Origin of the sequence: Streptomyces sp. AHU1, from assembly GCF_045343905.1 — a bacterium.
In the GTDB taxonomy this organism is placed as follows: domain Bacteria; phylum Actinomycetota; class Actinomycetes; order Streptomycetales; family Streptomycetaceae; genus Streptomyces; species Streptomyces triticiradicis.
Map to the genome: position 1 here is coordinate 4,822,238 of NZ_CP174283.1, position 17,696 is coordinate 4,839,933.

Annotated in this window: 15 protein-coding genes and 1 pseudogene; 11 read left to right on the plus strand and 5 right to left on the minus strand. The window is 71.4% G+C overall.

Annotated features, from left to right (window positions below):
* Positions 1-181 precede the first annotated feature (181 nt).
* A complete protein-coding gene (locus tag ACICHK_RS21555) occupies positions 182-1,465 on the plus strand; it encodes an adenylosuccinate synthase (RefSeq protein WP_151470132.1) in 1,284 nt (427 codons plus the stop codon).
* A gap of 205 nt (positions 1,466-1,670) precedes the next feature.
* On the plus strand, positions 1,671-1,961 hold the full coding sequence (locus ACICHK_RS21560; protein ID WP_406838189.1) for a DUF3303 family protein: 291 nt from the start codon (positions 1,671-1,673) through the stop codon (positions 1,959-1,961).
* A gap of 82 nt (positions 1,962-2,043) precedes the next feature.
* Here ACICHK_RS21560 and ACICHK_RS21565 read toward each other — a convergent pair whose 3' ends face one another.
* The 3 genes from ACICHK_RS21565 to ACICHK_RS21575 all read right to left on the minus strand — a co-directional run bounded on the left by ACICHK_RS21565 (position 2,044) and on the right by ACICHK_RS21575 (position 5,121).
* Positions 2,044-2,694 (minus strand): hypothetical protein, encoded by a 651-nt coding sequence (locus ACICHK_RS21565; protein WP_151470133.1) that lies wholly within the window; start codon positions 2,692-2,694, stop codon positions 2,044-2,046.
* 205 nt (positions 2,695-2,899) lie between these two features.
* Positions 2,900-3,595: a GntR family transcriptional regulator gene (locus tag ACICHK_RS21570; protein WP_406838190.1), complete on the minus strand. Its 696-nt coding sequence runs from the start codon at positions 3,593-3,595 to the stop codon at positions 2,900-2,902.
* A 170-nt stretch (positions 3,596-3,765) separates the two neighbouring features.
* On the minus strand, positions 3,766-5,121 hold the full coding sequence (locus ACICHK_RS21575) for an aspartate aminotransferase family protein (RefSeq protein WP_406838191.1): 1,356 nt from the start codon (positions 5,119-5,121) through the stop codon (positions 3,766-3,768).
* A 299-nt stretch (positions 5,122-5,420) separates the two neighbouring features.
* Between ACICHK_RS21575 and ACICHK_RS21580 the strand changes: the two genes are divergently transcribed.
* Both ACICHK_RS21580 and ACICHK_RS21585 read left to right on the plus strand, forming a co-directional pair.
* On the plus strand, positions 5,421-7,475 hold the full coding sequence (locus tag ACICHK_RS21580) for a serine/threonine-protein kinase (protein ID WP_406838192.1): 2,055 nt from the start codon (positions 5,421-5,423) through the stop codon (positions 7,473-7,475).
* 111 nt (positions 7,476-7,586) lie between these two features.
* Positions 7,587-9,118, plus strand: a pseudogene (locus tag ACICHK_RS21585) (substrate-binding domain-containing protein).
* 22 nt (positions 9,119-9,140) lie between these two features.
* Here ACICHK_RS21585 and ACICHK_RS21590 read toward each other — a convergent pair.
* Positions 9,141-9,881 carry an SLATT domain-containing protein gene (locus ACICHK_RS21590; protein ID WP_406838193.1) on the minus strand — a complete coding sequence of 247 codons (741 nt, stop codon included), beginning with the start codon at positions 9,879-9,881 and terminating at the stop codon, positions 9,141-9,143.
* Between the two features lie 309 nt (positions 9,882-10,190).
* Here ACICHK_RS21590 and ACICHK_RS21595 point away from each other — a divergent pair, with 309 nt between their 5' ends.
* The 7 genes from ACICHK_RS21595 (at position 10,191) to ACICHK_RS21625 (ending at position 16,725) form a co-directional block, all read left to right on the plus strand.
* Positions 10,191-10,535 (plus strand): YbaB/EbfC family nucleoid-associated protein, encoded by a 345-nt coding sequence (locus ACICHK_RS21595; RefSeq protein WP_151470139.1) that lies wholly within the window; start codon positions 10,191-10,193, stop codon positions 10,533-10,535.
* Between the two features lie 87 nt (positions 10,536-10,622).
* A complete protein-coding gene (gene recR / locus ACICHK_RS21600; protein ID WP_103554796.1) occupies positions 10,623-11,222 on the plus strand; it encodes a recombination mediator RecR in 600 nt (199 codons plus the stop codon).
* Positions 11,215-11,874, plus strand: coding sequence for a DUF5063 domain-containing protein (locus tag ACICHK_RS21605; RefSeq protein WP_406838194.1), 660 nt, complete (start codon positions 11,215-11,217; stop codon positions 11,872-11,874). The genes recR and ACICHK_RS21605 overlap by 8 nt, the downstream gene beginning before the upstream one ends.
* A gap of 266 nt (positions 11,875-12,140) precedes the next feature.
* On the plus strand, positions 12,141-13,433 hold the full coding sequence (locus tag ACICHK_RS21610) for an aspartate kinase (protein ID WP_406838195.1): 1,293 nt from the start codon (positions 12,141-12,143) through the stop codon (positions 13,431-13,433).
* Entirely contained in the window at positions 13,430-14,491 is a 1,062-nt protein-coding gene (locus tag ACICHK_RS21615) for an aspartate-semialdehyde dehydrogenase (RefSeq protein WP_406838196.1), read from the plus strand. The genes ACICHK_RS21610 and ACICHK_RS21615 overlap by 4 nt, the downstream gene beginning before the upstream one ends.
* Positions 14,492-14,968: 477 nt before the next feature.
* Entirely contained in the window at positions 14,969-15,595 is a 627-nt protein-coding gene (locus ACICHK_RS21620; RefSeq protein WP_151470168.1) for a SigE family RNA polymerase sigma factor, read from the plus strand.
* On the plus strand, positions 15,592-16,725 hold the full coding sequence (locus ACICHK_RS21625) for a hypothetical protein (protein ID WP_406838197.1): 1,134 nt from the start codon (positions 15,592-15,594) through the stop codon (positions 16,723-16,725). The genes ACICHK_RS21620 and ACICHK_RS21625 overlap by 4 nt, the downstream gene beginning before the upstream one ends.
* An 85-nt stretch (positions 16,726-16,810) precedes the next feature.
* Here ACICHK_RS21625 and ACICHK_RS21630 read toward each other — a convergent pair whose 3' ends face one another.
* Positions 16,811-17,650 (minus strand): SURF1 family protein, encoded by an 840-nt coding sequence (locus tag ACICHK_RS21630; RefSeq protein ID WP_406838198.1) that lies wholly within the window; start codon positions 17,648-17,650, stop codon positions 16,811-16,813.
* Positions 17,651-17,696: the final 46 nt, after the last annotated feature.

The following is a 17,696-nucleotide window of genomic DNA, read 5'->3' on the forward strand; positions in this document are numbered from 1 at the left end:
CTTCCTCGGGTAGCATCTTTCTGCAAGAGCCCCTTGCGCCTTTGCGCCAGGGGCTTCGTCTATTCCGGGGCATCCGGTCCGACGGTCGCGGCCAATGGTGGTCGCCGGTGTGCGCAGCCGTAGCCACGGCCGCGTACGTCCCCGACCTTGGACATGCCCCGCCCGGAAGGGGTGTACGCCTGTGCCCGCACTTGTGCTGCTCGGTGCTCAGTGGGGTGACGAAGGCAAGGGAAAGGCCACCGATCTGCTCGGTGGATCCGTGGACTACGTGGTGCGCTACCAGGGCGGCAACAACGCCGGTCACACGGTAGTCGTGGGTGACCAGAAATACGCCCTCCACCTCCTCCCTTCCGGAATCCTCACGCCGGAGTGCACTCCGGTGATCGGAAACGGAGTCGTCGTCGACCCGGCCGTCCTGTTCTCCGAGCTGAACGGACTCAACGAGCGCGGCGTCGACACCTCCAAGCTGCTGATCAGCGGAAACGCTCACATCATCACGCCTTACAACGTCACTGTCGACAAGGTGACGGAACGCTTCCTCGGAAAGCGGAAGATCGGCACCACCGGCCGCGGGATCGGTCCGACATACGCGGACAAGATCAACCGCGTGGGCATCCGCATCCAGGACCTCTACGACGAGTCGATCCTCACCCAGAAGGTCGAGGCGGCCCTGGAGGTCAAGAACCAGCTGCTCACCAAGCTCTACAACCGCCGCGCCATCGAGGCGGGCCAGGTCGTCGAGGAGCTGCTGGGCTACGCGGACCGGCTCGAGCCGTACGTCGCGGACACCGTCCTGGTCCTCAACCAGGCGCTGGAGCAGGACAAGGTCGTGCTCTTCGAGGGCGGCCAGGGCACGCTGCTGGACATCGACCACGGCACGTACCCGTTCGTGACGTCGTCGAACCCGACCGCGGGCGGCGCCTGCACGGGCGCCGGCGTCGGCCCGACCAAGATCAGCCGGGTCATCGGCATCCTCAAGGCGTACACGACCCGCGTCGGCTCGGGCCCGTTCCCGACGGAGCTCTTCGACGCGGACGGCGACGCCCTGCGGCGCATCGGCGGGGAGCGCGGTGTGACGACCGGCCGTGACCGGCGCTGCGGCTGGTTCGACGCGGTCATCGCCCGCTACGCGACCCGCGTGAACGGCCTGACCGACTTCTTCCTCACCAAGCTGGACGTCCTGACCGGCTGGGAGCAGATCCCGGTCTGCGTGGCGTACGAGATCGACGGCAAGCGCGTCGAGGAACTCCCGTACTCCCAGACCGACTTCCACCACGCGAAGCCGGTCTACGAGACCCTCCCCGGCTGGTCGGAGGACATCACCAAGGCGAAGACCTTCGGTGACCTCCCGAAGAACGCGCAGGCCTACGTGAAGGCGCTGGAGGAGATGTCGGGCGCCCCGATCTCCGCGATCGGCGTCGGACCGGGCCGCGACGAGACGATCGAGATCAACTCGTTCATCTAGCGCGGAGCGGCCGTCTCACGCGGAGCGTGAGCGGACTTCCCACGGGTGTGCCCCGGCCGTCGGCCGGGGGCACACCCGTATCCGTACCCGAGCCCGTCGCGGTGGAGCCGGCCTCGGCGCGAGGTGGGCGGGGTGCCCGCGACGGGAATAGCCTGAAAGTGCGCCTCGGGGGCCTGTGCGTCGATCGGCGGAGAAGGTGAACGCGATGCGCGTGATGCTCAAGGCGACCATGGACACGGACAAGGCCAACGAACTCATCCGCAGCGGAAAGCTGCCGGAGCTGATGCGGGAGACGATGGACCGGGTGAAGCCGGAATCGGCCTACTTCACCGCCCACGAGGGCAGCCGCACCTGCTACCTGGTCTTCGACATGCAGGACAGCAGCCAGATGCCGGTGATCGCCGAGCCGTTCTTCATGGATCTCGGTGCCCGGGTCGAGTTCTCCCCCGTGATGAACGCCGACGATCTCTCGAAGGGCCTGTCCCAGCTGGGCTGACGACCTCGGCCGGATCGCGGTGCCTCGGCCGGGCCGCGGTGCGGGACCGTGGGACCGGGTCCCGCACCGGAGGACGGCCGGATCAGCTGAAGACGATCATGGACCCCTGGGCGAGGCTCCGGGTCGCCGCCGCGTGCAGGCCCAGCCAGACGTGGCGCTCGCGGGCGAAGGGGCTGGAGTCGTAGGGGGCCGGAGCGGCGGGCTCCTCCAGCTCCGTCGGGACGGTCGGGGGCCCCGGCGGCGCCGGGGGGTTGGACGGGTCGATGCCGATCGCGGGTGCCACGAACTCGAGTTCGCGCAGGAGAGCCTGCGACGAGCCCAGGGGCCCGCCGCCCGCGAGGAGTTCGTCGTTGGCCAGCGGGTGCGGGAACTCCACCGGGACGTAGGCGCCCGCGTGGTCGTAGTGCCAGACCAGATGGGACTGCTGGGCGTTGCTCTCGAACATCTCCAGCAACTGCTCGTAGTCGCCGCCGAGTTCGTCGACCGGCGCCACCGCGAGCCCGCACATCTGGAGCAGGTACGCGCGGCGCAGGAAGTGCAGCGCGTCGTAGTCGAATCCGGCGACCGGGGCCACGTCGCCCGACAGGCCCGGCATGTACGCGTACACCGGCACCGGGGGGAGCCCGGCCTCGGCGAGCACCTTGTCGTAGAGCGCCAGTTCCTCGGCGAAGGGGTTGTCGGGGGTGTGGCACAGCACGTCGACGAGCGGGACCAACCACAGGTCACAGGCCAACAGACGGCTCCTCTTGCTCCATGGGGTGCAGGGTGGTCAGGGCAGCGTAATGCGCGTGGCGGTCCTGTGAAGAGGCCGGTACGCAAGTAGGCCACCGGGCGGCCGGGGTCGTTCGTCCTCGGGGGCCGGGCCCCCGTCCCTCCGATCACCCGGAGCGGGTGCCCTCAAACACGGGAACGGGACGATCCGGACCCCGGCCCGCCCCTCAGGGGGCGTCGAGGCGCTCGATGAGGGTGAGCGCGTGCTCGTTGTACGCCGTCACGATCGCCCGGGCCCCGTCGGCGTCGCGGCGCGCGAGGGCGTCCACCAGCGCGGTGTGACCGGACCACAGATGGCCCCTGAGGTCGGAGACGTGGCGCAGGTGCTGGACCGTGCAGACCCACGACTGGACCCGCATCCGGTGCAGGAAGTCGGAGAGGTAGGTGTTGCCGAACAGGTTGCTCAGTTCGCGCCAGTAACGGAGGTCGTAGCCGATGAGGATGTTCAGGTCCCCGGCGGTGGCCGCGCGCTGGGCCTCCTCGCCGCGGCGCCGGACGGCCGCGAGGGCGGCGAGCGCGCGCGGGTCGTCGGCCTGCGGCATGCCGGTGGCCACGAGGTGCTGGAACATGCCCTCCGTGATCAGGCTGCGCGCCTCGATCATGCCGCGGTAGTCGGCGCCGGAGTACTCGTGGACGCGGAAGCCGCGGTGCTGGTCGGCGTCCAGGAGGCCCTGGGCCGACAGGTCGACCAGGGCCTCGCGGACCGGGGTGGCGGAGACGCCGTACTGCTCGGCGATCTCCTTCACCGTGAACTCCTGGCCCGGCCGGAGGCGACCCCCGAGCACCTCGTCACGGAGCGCGTCCGCGATCTGCTGCCGCAGGGTGCTGCGTGTTACGGCGCCACTGCCGCCGGTCCCGGCCATGGTGGTGGTCTCACTCCCCGTCGCGTGGGTGGGTGCGGAAGTCCGCTCGCGTACCTCTTCGAGCAGGCCACCATACGCCGTGGGGGCCGGCGCACCGATTTCCCGCACCCCCGAAAGGGCGCGGGAAACCGGCGCGACCGGCCCCCACGAGGGCGCGGACCCCCTGCGCCTCACACCGTGTGCTCGTCCGCCACCGACAGCGCCTCGTCCAGGGCCGCCAGCCCCTCCTTGGCCTCGGCCTCGGTGATGTTGCACGGCGGGACGACGTGGGTGCGGTTCATGTTGATGAAGGGCCACAGACCGCGGGCCTTGGCCGCCGCGCCGAACGCGGCCATCGGCGCGTTCGCCTCGCCCGAGGCGTTGTACGGGACCAGCGGCTCCCGGGTCTCCCGGTCCTTCACCAGTTCCAGCGCCCAGAAGGCGCCCGTGCCGCGCACCTCGCCGACGCTCGGGTGCCGTTCGGCCAGCTCGCGCAGCCCCGGTCCGAGGACCCTCTCGCCGATGGCGGCGGCCTGGCCGACGACCCCCTCCTCCTCCATGACGTTGATCGTCGCGACGGCGGCGGCACAGGCCAGCGGGTGCCCGGAGTAGGTGAGTCCGCCCGGGTAGGGCCGCCGGGCGAAGGTCTCGGCGACGGCGCCGGAGATCGCCACGCCGCCCAGCGGCACGTAGCCGGAGTTCACGCCCTTGGCGAAGGTCATCAGGTCCGGCGTCACCTCGTAATGGTCGGCCGCGAACCACTTGCCGGTCCGTCCGAACCCGGCCATGACCTCGTCCAGGACGAAGACGATCCCGTACCGGTCGCAGATCTCGCGCACCCCGGCGAGGTAGCCGGGCGGAGGCGTCATGATCCCCGCGGTGCCCGGGATCGTCTCCAGGATCACGGCCGCTATGGTCGCGGGCCCCTCGAAGGCGATCGTGTCCTCCAGGTGCTGGAGCGCGCGCTCGCACTCCTGGCCCTCACTGTCGGAATGGAAGGGGCTGCGGTACAGGAACGGCGCCCAGAAGTGGACGACACCGGCCGCGCCGAGGTCGTTCGGCCAGCGCCGCGGGTCACCGGTGAGGTTGATCGCCGTGGAGGTGGCCCCGTGGTACGAGCGGTAGGCGGAGAGCACCTTCGGGCGGCCGGTGTGCAGCCGGGCCATCCGCGTGGCGTTCTCGACGGCCTCGGCGCCGCCGTTGGTGAAGAAGATCTTGTCCAGGTCGCCCGGGGTCCGCTCGGCGATCAGCCGGGCCGCCTCCGAACGCGCCTCGACGGCGAAGGCGGGCGCGAACGTGGACAGGGTCGCGGCCTGTTCCTGGATCGCGGCGACGACCTTCGGGTGCTGGTAGCCGATGTTGGTGAAGACGAGTCCGCTGGTGAAGTCCAGGTACCGCTTGCCTTCGTAGTCCCAGAAGTAGGACCCCTCCGCGCCGGCGACGGCGAGCGGGTCGATGAGCTCCTGCGCGGACCATGAGTGGAACACGTGCGCGCGGTCCGCGGCCTTCACGGCGGCGCCGGCCTGGGGGTCGGTCTGAGGGGTCATGCGGCGAAGCGTAAGTGTCCACGGACCGGGCGCGACATCGGCGTCCTGTCTGCGGTCGGGGGCTTTCCGCGACAGTCTGTCGGGCTTGGCGGGCGCCCGCGCCGGACCGCCGCGGCCGTCGGTACGGGTGCCGGGCGACCGTCCGGGGGCGGTTTCCGGAGGGGACGTCAAGGACAGGGCGGGACCTGTTACCGAAACGGCGCCGGTCGTGACAGAACCGTGTACATCGCCCCGCCCGCCTCCCCGTATGGCGCACTATCCTCGGTCTGTTGCACATATGGGGGAGGGTGGGCACTGCCATGGAGAAGTTGGGGGCGGGGGATCCGCAACTGATCGGGGCGTACCGGCTGCTGGCGCGACTCGGCGCCGGGGGGATGGGGCACGTCTATCTCGCGCGGTCCGACCGGGGGCGTACGGTCGCCGTCAAACTCGTCCGGCCGGAACTCGCCGAGCAGGAGGAGTTCCGGGCCCGCTTCCGCCAGGAGGTCCAGGCCGCGCGCCGGGTCGGCGGGCTGTGGACCGCGCCCGTCCTGGACGCGGACACCGAGGCCCCGATCCCGTGGGTCGCCACCGGCTACGTCGCCGGTCCCTCGCTGCAGGCCGTCGTCGGGCGCGACCACGGCGCCCTGCCCGAGCGCTCCGTGCGCATCCTCGCGGCGGGCCTCGCGCACGCGCTGCGGGACATCCACGCGGCGGGCCTCATCCACCGCGACCTCAAGCCCTCGAACGTCCTCGTCACCATCGACGGCCCCCGCGTCATCGACTTCGGCATCGCGCGCGCCCTGGAGACGGTGACCGACGGCGGTCTGACCCACACCGGGGCGCTCGTCGGCTCACCCGGGTTCATGGCTCCCGAGCAGGTCCGCGGCGACCGCGTCACGCCCGCCTGCGACGTCTTCTGCCTCGGCTCGGTCCTGTCGTACGCGGCCACCGGGACCCTCCCGTTCGGCGCGGCCAACAGCGGTGTGCACGCCATGATGTTCCGCATCGCGCAGGAGGACCCCGATCTGACGGGGGTGCCCGAGGGGCTCGCCGACCTGGTGCGCGACTGCCTGCGCAAGGACCCCGGTGCCCGGCCGGGTCTCGACGAGATCCTGGAGCGCACGGGCGCGGAGGACACCGTCGCGGAGGGACGCACCCTCGACCCCTGGCTGCCCGGCTCGCTGGTCGCCCAGCTCGGACGGCACGCCGTGAAGCTGCTCGACACGGAGAACCCCGACCAGGGACCGGCACAGCTCCCGCCCGGCGCTCCGGCGCCCGGCGCGGTCCCCGCCCTGCCGCCGGCACCCGCGGCGCCCGTCGCCACCCCGGACTTCTCCAAGCCGCCGTCCGGCACGCCCGCTTCCTCGGCCTCCGCCTCCTCCTCGGCCTCCGCCTCCTCCTCGGCCTCCGCCTCCTCCTCGACGCCCTCCGACTCCTCCTCGGCACCCGCCGCGTCCGCCGAGGGGCGCGTCGCCCCGCCCCCGGCGGGCCCCGTGAACCACCTTCCGACCGTGGCCGCGAGTCCGGGCCCGACGCCTCCCCCTCCGGCGGCGCCGGCCGGCCCGCACCCGGCCTACGGCTACCCGCAGCAGCACCCGGGGGTCCCCGGCCAGGGCCCGGCCCACTCCGCATACGGCTATCCGCAGGCCGGCTGGGGCTCGGCCCAGCCGCCGTACGGCTCGACGCCCCCCTACGGTCCGGGCGCCGCCGCGGGCCCGTACGCCCCCGGCGGCGCGACCCCGCCCTACGGCCCGACTCCTCCGTACGGCCCCGGAGTCGTCCCGCTCGGCCCGGAGCCCGCGCGCAGGAACGGCCGGTCCACCGCCCTTCTCGTGGTCGTGGCCCTGGTCGTCGCGCTCGGCGCGGGCGGCAGCGTGTTCGCGCTGCTGAACGGCGGAGGGGGCGGGGGCGGCCAGGACGACCCCAAGGCGTCCACCAAGGCCTCCGGCGAGACGACACCGGGGCCGAGCACGTCGCAGCCGCCGGCCACCGCCTCCGAGTCGCCCAGTGCCCCGGCGACGCAGGACGGCACGATCCCGGAGGCCTTCCTCGGCACCTGGGACGGCGTCATCGACAACTCCGCCGGTCACCACACGCGCCGGATGACGATCCGGCAGGGCGATCCCGGCGACACGGTGCTGACGATCGTCGCGGACGGCTCGTCCGGCTACCACTGCGTCTTCGAGGCCGACCTGACCGAGGCCCCGGCCGCCGGCGGACCGCTGGAGATCGGCCCCTCCCGGGTCACCGTCGGCGCGCCGCCGTCCTGCAGTCCGGGCGAGGCCACCGAGGTCACCCTCCTGACGGACGGCCGGCTGAACCGGGTCAACATCAGCACGAACGAGTCGCTGGCCTACACCAGGAGCGGCTGAGCCCCCGGGCCGTCCTGCGGCCGCCGAAGTTCACCTCCTGTATGTGGGCTGTTTCCGGCCAGAGCCGTACGGTGACCGCACCGCAGGGCAGTGCTCGGGGGAGTGGCTCACGTGGAGTGGCTGAGCGCAGAGAACGTCGTGGCCGTCGGGACCGCCGGCATCGGTGTCGTCTCCTCCGCCGTGATGGTCTGGTACGAGCGACGGGTGCCGCGCCGCAAGACCGTCGGCTACCGCGTCCAGATGGACAACCCCATCGGCGACGGCGTCCGCTCGGGGCGCGTGAACGTGCGGCTCGGGCTGTTCGACGAGGCCCCCGGCATGTCCGACGCGACCCTCGTGCTGCTGCGGATCGAGAACGACGGCTCGCAGAGCATCGCCGGGGACGACTACACGAGCCACGAACGGCACGGCCTGACCGCGGTGTTCACCGATCGCACCATCCGCGGCGTGTCCGTGACCCAGCCGCCCGGCACCGACCATCTGATGGACCACTTCACCGCGGCCGCCGGTCTCAGCTACGAGAACGGCACGCTGCGCATCCCGAGGGTCCCGCTCAACCGGGGCGAGCACTTCAAGCTGCTCGTCCTGCTGTCGGGCGGCGACGTGGGTTGTCCGGTGCGGATCGTCGGCGGCATCCGGGACGGCGAGGTCCGGCCCAACCGCAGCACGACACCGGACGACCAGCCGCCGCTGTTCAGCCGTGCCGCGCGGCTGTTCACCGTGCTGCTGACGGTGTGCGTCGTCACGCTCGCCCTGATCGTGGTCCTGCGCGACGACACACCGCCCCCGATCGGCTGCGAGCGGGGCACGCTGGCCGTCACGGGGTCGACCGCCTTCGAGCCGGTGGTGCGCGAACTGGCCGAGAAGTACGAGCACGACTGCCAGGGCTCCACGATCACGGTGGACGCCCACGGCAGTACGGCCGGCGTGCGCGAGCTGGACGCGGCGGGGCACGCGTCGAAGAAGGGGTCCCCGGCCCTCGTCGCGCTCTCCGACGGCCCCAAGCCGGGAGCCTTCCCGAAGCTGCGGGAGAACCGGATCGCGGTGTCGGTGTTCACGCTGGTCGTCAACGACGCCGTCCCGGTCAGGAACCTGTCGCTGGCCGACGTGCGGCGGCTGTACCGCGGCGAGATCGGCAACTGGAAGCAGCTCGGCGGGCCCGACCTACCCGTCCTCCTGGTCAGCCGGGACGCCAACTCCGGTACCCGGCAGGTGTTCCAGCGCCGGGTCCTCGGGCGCGGGGAGATCGCCAACTCCTCGCTGGACTGCCTCCACAAGGACGACGCGACGGCGCCGGTCGTGCGGTGCGAACTCGACTCCACCGAGCAGGTGCTGGCCACGGTCACCAGGCTGCCCGGCGCGATCGGCTACAGCGAACCAACGGCGCCACCGGGCGCGAGGGCCTGCACCGGGTCGGCCTCGACGGCCACGCCGCCTCCGTCGAGGACCTGGAGCACGGCACCACGGACTACCCGTACCGCGAGATCGAGTACGCCTACACCTACGGGCAGCCGCCCGCCGACTCCCTCGCCTCCAGCTTCCTCTCCTACATCGCCCGGGGCAGCGGCCAGGACGTCGTCCGCACCCACGGCCATCTCCCCTGCGGGACACCGGTCGGACTGAGGATCTGCGGGGCCGGGTGACGCCGTGGTGCCCCCCGGCCCGCTACCGGGGCTCGGGCGGGCGCTGGCGGGGCATGTTCGGGCGGGTTCCCGGCGGCAGCGGGGTGCGTCCGTTCAGCGGCGGCCCCTCGGTCCGGGGCGTTCCCGTCGCCGACTGGATCCCGAGCGGCGCCGGGCCCGTGCGGAACTCCACCATCCAGTCCGCCGTCTCGGTGCGCACCAGTTCCGTGACGTCCTCGGAGAACCTGCGCAGCACCCCGATGCACCGTTCCGCCGCCTCGCTGGCCGTTCCGTCGGCGGGCCCGAGGACCTCCCGGACGCTCTCGGACGCCCAGTCGAACTGAAGCGCCTGGAGCCGCCGCTGCACGGCCTGCGCGGTGGCCACGTCCCTTATCCATCCGGAGGTCACCCCGAAGAACCGGTCGACGGCGACGCAGGAGACCGCGAGCAGCAGCGCCAGATATCCCCACGGAGCCGCCCCCGGCACCGATCCGGTGAGGTCGAGCAGCGGCAGCGCCGCCCCGGCGACGGCCCCCAGCGAGGCCCCGCACCGCAGCAGACGCGCCGACCGCCGCTTCCACACGCGGTCGGAGAGGTACCAGGCGGCCGTGTCGAGCGCCCCCTGCTCCACCCAGCGGTAGAGCTCGTGGAGCCGCTCCGCGGGCTCCCCCCAGTCGCCGAGCGGGAACGGCCGACCGGTCAGGTCGCCCGGCCGGGGCCCCGCCGCGCCCTCGCTCCGCCCGTCCTGGAGCGGCCCCTCCGGCTGCATCTCCGGCTGACTCACCCGGCACTCCCTAGTTGACGACGGTTGACGGCGGTGATGACGGACGACGGTGACGACGGCGACGAAACTGACACTGCGTGACGCCGTGTGACGCATGGTGTAAATGCGCCGCACCCTTCCTACCGCCCAATGGGTGGCGGTGGACCGGGTTTACCGGCTTTTCCGCCCGGAAGTGGGCCTTGATCAGGTATAGGCGGCGCTGTGATGTCACTCGAAAGAGTGCTTGGGCGACGGGCCGGTCGACCACGTAGGCTCGTGCTGGACAGGAAAAGACGCTCGGACAGCCGTACTCGAAACCAGGAGCTGATCGTGATTCCCGGTGGTGGCCAGCCCAACATGCAGCAGCTGCTGCAGCAGGCCCAGAAGATGCAGCAGGACCTGGCGAACGCGCAGGAGGAGCTGGCGCGGACGGAGGTCGACGGCCAGTCGGGCGGCGGCCTGGTGAAGGCGACCGTGACGGGCTCCGGAGAGCTCCGTGCCCTGGTGATCGACCCGAAGGCGGTCGACCCCGAGGACACCGAGACGCTCGCGGACCTGGTCGTCGCGGCCGTCCAGGCGGCGAACGAGAACGCGCAGGCGCTCCAGCAGCAGACGCTCGGCCCGCTCACCGCGGGGCTCGGCGGCGGAAGCGGCATCCCCGGTCTGCCTTTCTAAGACCGGCGGCATCCAACTACCGTACGCACCAGGAAGAAACAGCAGGACGGGACCAGGTGGTACCGGAGCACTCGGAAAGGCAGTCCGTTGTACGAAGGCGTTGTTCAGGACCTCATCGACGAACTGGGGCGGCTCCCCGGCGTCGGTCCCAAGAGCGCGCAGCGGATCGCCTTCCACATCCTGCAGGCGGAGCCCACGGACGTCCGCCGGCTCGCACAGGCCCTCATGGAGGTCAAGGCGAAGGTCCGCTTCTGCGCGACCTGCGGCAACGTGGCGCAGGAGGAACTGTGCAACATCTGCCGCGACCCGCGCCGCGACCTCTCGGTGATCTGCGTGGTGGAGGAGCCGAAGGACGTCGTCGCGATCGAGCGGACGCGTGAGTTCCGGGGCAAGTACCACGTGCTCGGCGGCGCGATCAGCCCGATCGAGGGCGTCGGCCCGGACGACCTGCGGATAAGGGAACTCCTGGCCCGCCTGGCCGACGGAGCGGTCACCGAGCTCATCCTGGCCACGGACCCGAACCTGGAGGGCGAGGCCACGGCCACGTACCTCGCCCGCATGATCAAGCCCATGGGCCTCAAGGTCACCCGCCTGGCCAGCGGCCTCCCGGTGGGTGGCGACCTGGAATACGCGGACGAGGTCACGCTCGGCCGCGCCTTCGAGGGGAGACGACTTCTAGATGTCTGACGCCACGCTGCACGAGACCAGCCCGGACCCCGACGACTTCGTGGTCCAGATCGCGGACCAGGTGGAGAGCTTCCTGGTCGCCGTCACCGAGGTCGCCAAGGGCGACGAGCCGGACTCGGCCGTGCCCTTCCTCCTGCTGGAGGTCTCCCAACTCCTCCTGGCCGGCGGCCGTCTCGGCGCGCACGAGGACATCGTCCCCGAGGAGCGCTACGAGCCGGACCTCGGCCCGGAGGCGGACGTGGACGAACTCCGCGAGCGCCTCGCCGTGATGCTGGAGCCGATCGACGTCTACTCCGAGGTCTTCGACCCCTACGAGCCCCGCAAGGCCCCGGTCCCGGCCCGTATCTCCGACGACCTCGCCGACGTCATCACCGACCTGCGCCACGGCATGGCCCACTACCGCGCGGGCCGCACCACGGAGGCGCTGTGGTGGTGGCAGTTCTCCTACTTCTCGAACTGGGGCTCCACCGCCTCCGCGACCCTGCGCGCCCTGCAGTCCGTGGTGGCCCACGTCCGGCTGAACCAGCCCCTGGAGGAGCTCGACGGCCTCGACACCGACCAGGACCTCGGCGAGGAGATCCTCGCGGAGGAGGCCGGCAAGGTGATGGCGCAGGAGATCGCGGGGCCGCTCGGTCTGCGCACGGTCAAGTAACCGCCCCCGGTCCCGCCCCGGTCCCGTTCCTGTTTTTGGCCTGCCTCCGGTGTGAGCTGGGGCACTTTCGGAGTGGCGGCGTTCCGGTACGGGCAGGTGCCGTCTCGGAGCGGCCGGACCTCCCTTGTGGACCTGACAGCCCGGAGTGATCACGTCGTGAGCGGGACATCTCACGATGCGATACCCCGGAAGGGAAATCCGGCCGCTCGTTAGACTGAGCCGACCGCAGTAGTGCGGTGCAGAGACGGACTGAGCGAGGAGCGCACGTGGGCCTTGTCGTGCAGAAGTACGGAGGTTCCTCCGTAGCCGATGCCGAGGGCATCAAGCGCGTCGCCAAGCGGATCGTGGAAGCGAAGAAGAACGGCCACCAGGTGGTCGTCGTCGTTTCCGCGATGGGCGACACGACGGACGAGCTGATCGATCTCGCCGAGCAGGTATCCCCGATGCCCAGCGGACGAGAATTCGACATGCTGCTGACCGCCGGAGAGCGGATCTCCATGGCCCTGCTGGCGATGGCGATCAAAAACCTGGGCCACAGCGCCCAGAGCTTCACCGGCAGCCAGGCAGGCGTCATCACCGACTCGGTCCACAACAAAGCGCGGATCATCGACGTCACCCCGGGCCGTATCCGTACGGCGCTCGACGAGGGCAACATCGCCATCGTCGCCGGCTTCCAGGGCGTCTCGCAGGACAAGAAGGACATCACCACGCTGGGCCGCGGCGGGTCCGACACCACGGCCGTCGCGCTGGCCGCGGCGCTCGACGCCGAGGTGTGCGAGATCTACACCGACGTGGACGGCGTGTTCACCGCCGACCCGCGCGTGGTGAAGAAGGCGAAGAAGATCGACTGGATCGCCTTCGAGGACATGCTGGAGCTCGCCGCCTCCGGCTCCAAGGTGCTGCTCCACCGCTGTGTGGAATACGCCCGCCGTTACGACATCCCGATCCACGTGCGGTCGTCCTTCAGCGGACTCCAGGGCACCTGGGTCAGCAGCGAACCGCTCGTTCAGAAGACTCAGCAGCAAGGGGACCAGAAGGTGGAGCAGGCCATCATCTCCGGTGTCGCTCACGACACCTCCGAGGCCAAGGTCACGGTCGTCGGCGTCCCGGACAAGCCGGGCGAGGCCGCCTCGATCTTCCGCGCCATCGCCGACGCCGAGATCAACATCGACATGATCGTGCAGAACGTGTCGGCGGCCACCACGGGCCTGACGGACATCTCCTTCACCCTCCCGAAGACCGAGGGCCGCAAGGCCATCGACGCCCTGGAGAAGGCGAAGAGCGTCATCGGCTTCGAGTCGCTGCGCTACGACGACCAGATCGGCAAGATCTCGCTCGTCGGCGCCGGCATGAAGACCAACCCGGGCGTCACGGCCGGGTTCTTCGAGGCGCTCACCGACGCCGGGGTCAACATCGAGCTGATCTCGACCTCGGAGATCCGCATCTCCGTCGTCACCCGCGCCGACGACGTCAACGACGCCGTCCGCGCCGTGCACACCGCCTTCGGGCTCGACTCCGACAGCGACGAGGCCGTCGTCTACGGAGGCACCGGGCGATGACCCGACGACCGACGCTCGCGGTCGTGGGAGCGACCGGAGCCGTCGGCGCGGTCATGCTCCAGATCCTGTCCCAGCACGCGGACATCTGGGGCGAGATCCGTCTGATCGCCTCGTCGCGTTCGGCCGGCCGCAAGCTGGCCGTGCGCGGTGTGGAGGTCGAGGTGGCGGCCCTGTCGGAGGAGGCCTTCGACGGGGTCGACATCGCCATGTTCGACGTCCCGGACGAGGTGGCCGCCCAGTGGGCGCCGATCGCCGCGGCCAAGGGCGCGGTCGTCGTCGACAACTCCGCCGCCTTCCGGATGGACCCGGAGGTGCCCCTCGTCGTCCCCGAGGTGAACCCGCACGCCGCGCGCGTGCGCCCGCGGGGGATCGTCTCCAACCCGAACTGCACGACCCTGTCCATGATCGTGGCACTGGGCGCCCTGCACGCCGAGTTCGGGCTGCGCGAGCTCGTCGTCTCCTCGTACCAGGCCGTCAGCGGCGCGGGCCGCGCGGGCGTCGACACCCTGCGCCGGCAGACGGCCCTGGTCGCGGGCACGGAACTGGGGAACAACCCCGGTGACGTACGCCGGGCCGTGGGCGACGACACGGGCCCGTTCCCGGAGCCGGTCGCCCTGAACGTGGTGCCGTGGGTCGGGTCGCTCGCCGAGGACGGCTGGTCCTCGGAGGAGATGAAGGTACGCGACGAGACCCGCAAGATCCTCGGGCTGCCCCGGCTGAAGGTCGCGGTGACCTGCGTCCGTGTTCCCGTCGTCACCACGCACTCCCTGACCGTGCACGCCCGCTTCCAGGACGAGGTGACCGTCGACAGGGCGCGGGAGATCCTGGCCACCGCGCCCGGCGTCGTGCTCTTCGACGACCCGGCCGCGGGCGAGTTCCCCACACCCGCGGACGTGGTGGGCACCGACCCGACCTGGGTGGGCCGGGTCCGCCGGGCACTGGACGACACGACGGCTCTCGAACTGTTCGTGTGCGGGGACAACCTGCGCAAGGGAGCCGCCCTGAACACCGCCCAGATCGCCGAACTGGTGGCGGCGGAGATCATCAGGGCTTCGTAGATCCGCCCTTCTTCCTGGTCAGGGCGCTGCCGGGCTATGCTCCAGAGGCCCCGAGGCCGTAATTCCGGTGCCGTGCGGAGGACCGATTTGTAGGATCGCCGACGGTTCGGTGATCAACTTAATGGTCCTGACCACTTGAACGGACTCGTATCGGCGTTCGAAGATTTCGTTGTCGTCCCGCGCAACCGCGAGGTGGTCGACGAGCGTCTTCGCCGTCGCCATTCAGGGGCGTCCGGGGGGCGGCGGAGCATTGGGCACAAGGGAAGAGCTGTTACGCATGAGGGCATCTGGTGCACTGCCGCGCGGGCGCGGCGGCGTAACGGCGGGGGGTCCGGGAGGAGTTCCGGTGGAGCGGATTCCGGCCGATGTGACGCCCGGCGCGATTGTGATGCCCGTCGCGTACAACCCTGTTGGGGGGACGTGTGTCCAACTGGCGTGGCAGAGGTACTCGAATTCACCGCGGTCCAGACGAGGGGCATGGCCCTGCGTCCACCCCGCCGACTCCGCAGCCCCGGCGCGCCCGGCGGCATGCCGGTGATCGCGCCCATGCCCTCGACGCGGCCCGCCCGCATCCCGAATCAGCGTGACGGCGCCCAGGACAGCCTGGCGGCGGGCACGACCGTCGACCATCTGACCGAGACCTACCGGGCGCACTACCGCTCGCTCCTCGGTCTCGCGGCGCTCCTGCTCGACGACACGGCCTCCTGCGAGGACGTCGTCCAGGAGGCCTTCATCCGGGTGCACTCGGCGCGCAAGCGCGTCCGGGACCCGGAGAAGACGCTCGCCTATCTGCGTCAGACCGTCGTCAACCTGTCGCGTTCGGCCCTGCGTCGGCGCATTCTCGGCCTCAAGCTCCTCTCGAAGCCGATGCCCGACATGGCGAGCGCCGAGGAAGGCGCGTACGACCAGTTGGAGCGCGACGCCCTGATCAAGGCGATGAAGGGGCTCCAGCGCCGTCAGCGCGAGGTCCTGGTCCTGCGCTACTTCGCGGACATGACCGAGGCTCAGGTCGCCGAGACGCTCGGTGTCTCCCTGGGTTCGGTGAAGGCGTACGGCTCGCGCGGCATCGCCGCGCTCCGCGTCGCCATGGGGGCCTCGGCATGAGTGAGCACGACGACCGGCGGCGCCCCGACGACGAGGGGCGCCCGGAGCACGAGCACAAGCAATCGCACGCTGGGAACGGAAATGTGAACCACGGCCCCGACGAACAGCTCGGCACACCGGACACGGACGGACCGGGACCCGAAGGGTTCGGCGACGAGCTGGCCCTGCGCCGGCTGCTGCAGGAGGCCGTCCAGGAGATCGAACCCGCCGACGGCACCCTGGAGCACCTGCGCCGGGCGGTACCGGCCAGGCGCGCCCGCAAGCGGCAGGCCCTGGTCGGCATGGCGGCCGCGGCGCTCTTCATGGGCACGGCGATCCCGGCGTTCGTGCACGTCTCCCACTCCTCGGGGTCGAACCCCGACCCGTCCATCGCGGGCAACAGCTCACAGGCCCAGGGCGGCCAGGGCCAGGACAAGGGCTCGGACGGCGGCACCGGCAAGAACACGGGCGGCTCCTCCGGCACGTCCAAGCACGACGGCCCCGGCGGGACCAAGCCGACACCGGGCGGCAAGGACAAGGAGACGGGCGGGGCCACCACGGGCGGCGCCGAACCCACCGCCTCCGCACCGGCCATCACCACGTGCACGGCGGGCCAGCTCGGCGGGGCCTCCGGCACCGCCTCCGCACCGGACTCCACCGGCGCGGTCTACGGCTCCTTCACCGTCTCGAACGTCTCCACCACCGCCTGCACGGTCACCGGCGCCGGCACGGTCACCACGCTCGCCCAGGGCGCGGCGGACCCCGCCAGGATCGGAGTGGCGACGCACGTGGGGGGCGACGCGGCCGCGGGGCTGCCCGATCCCTCCACGGCGGTCACCTCCCTGGTGCTCCAGCCGGGCACCTCGTACGTGGTGAAGTTCGCCTGGGTGCCCTCGTCGACGTGCCCGACCGCGCCGGAGCCCTCACCGGACCCCACCCCGACGGAGGGCACCACCGAGACCGGCGGCGGCACGACCACCAACGCGGCGGTGGCCAGCCCCGCGCCCCAGCTCCTCGTCGAGGGCGGCACGCTGGACGGCAGTGTCGTCGTCTCCAACACGGCGGCGACGGGCGGCGCGACGGCATCGGTGACCGTGCCCAACGCCTGCGCGGGCACGGTGTACCACACGGGCATCCTGGCGTCGTCCTGACGCGGGGCCCGGCACCCGTTCCGACGGATGCGCGACGCCCGGACCGGTCCGGGCGTCGTGTCCCGTCCGGTCCCGCCCCGCTCCGTCAGGCGGTGGCGGACGGCGTCGCCGTCGTGGTGCCGGCCTCCCCGGACTTCTCCCCGGGGGTGTCCTGAGTGCCGGGGACGCCCGGGAGCAGGCCCAGTTCGGCGTCCCGGACGAACTCCACCTCGCGGCGCAGCAGACGGAACCACATGAAGACGACGAAGCCCGCGAAGACGAACCACTCGCCGGTGTAGCCGAGGTTCTGGAACGCCTTGAGGTCGAGCCCGGAGTTCGCCGGCGCGCTCGGAGGCACCGCCTTCATCCCGGCGTCGGCCTTGTCGAGCGTGATCCACGCGTCGTACAGCGTGTACGGCACGAGGTTCACCAGCGAAGCGGAGCTGATCGCGGCCGTCTGCCCCGCGGGAAGTCCGCCGACCGCGCTGACACCGTTCGAACCGGGACTCTCGGACGCCTGGAGCGCACCGGTGACCGTGACCTCGCCGGTGGGCGCGGCCGGGGCCTTCGCCGGGTCGGCGGTACCGGGCAGCCAGCCCCGGACGACGGGCAGCGCCTTGCCGCCGTCGACCCTCAGCAGCGTCAGTACGTAGTACCCGCTCCTGCCGTCCAGTTCCCGGCCGGGCACGAGCAGCTGCTTGCCGTACCGGCCCTTCGCGGTGGTCTGCTTGCCGGACGTCTGCGTGGTCACGGGCAGCATCGCGGCCAGCGGCCGGGCGGGCTCCGACTCGGCCGTGGAGGCCGCGGCCTCCGCCGTCCGGTGGGCCTGAACCCGGTCCTCGAACCGCCCCAACTGCCATGACCCCATGAAGACGCAGAAGGGGATGGCCAACAGCACGAAGACGTTGATCCCCCACCAGCGGGGCGTCAGCAGGAACCGGTACACGCCTTCCACGGTACGGGGCGGCCGGGCCGGACTCGGCCCGGGGGCC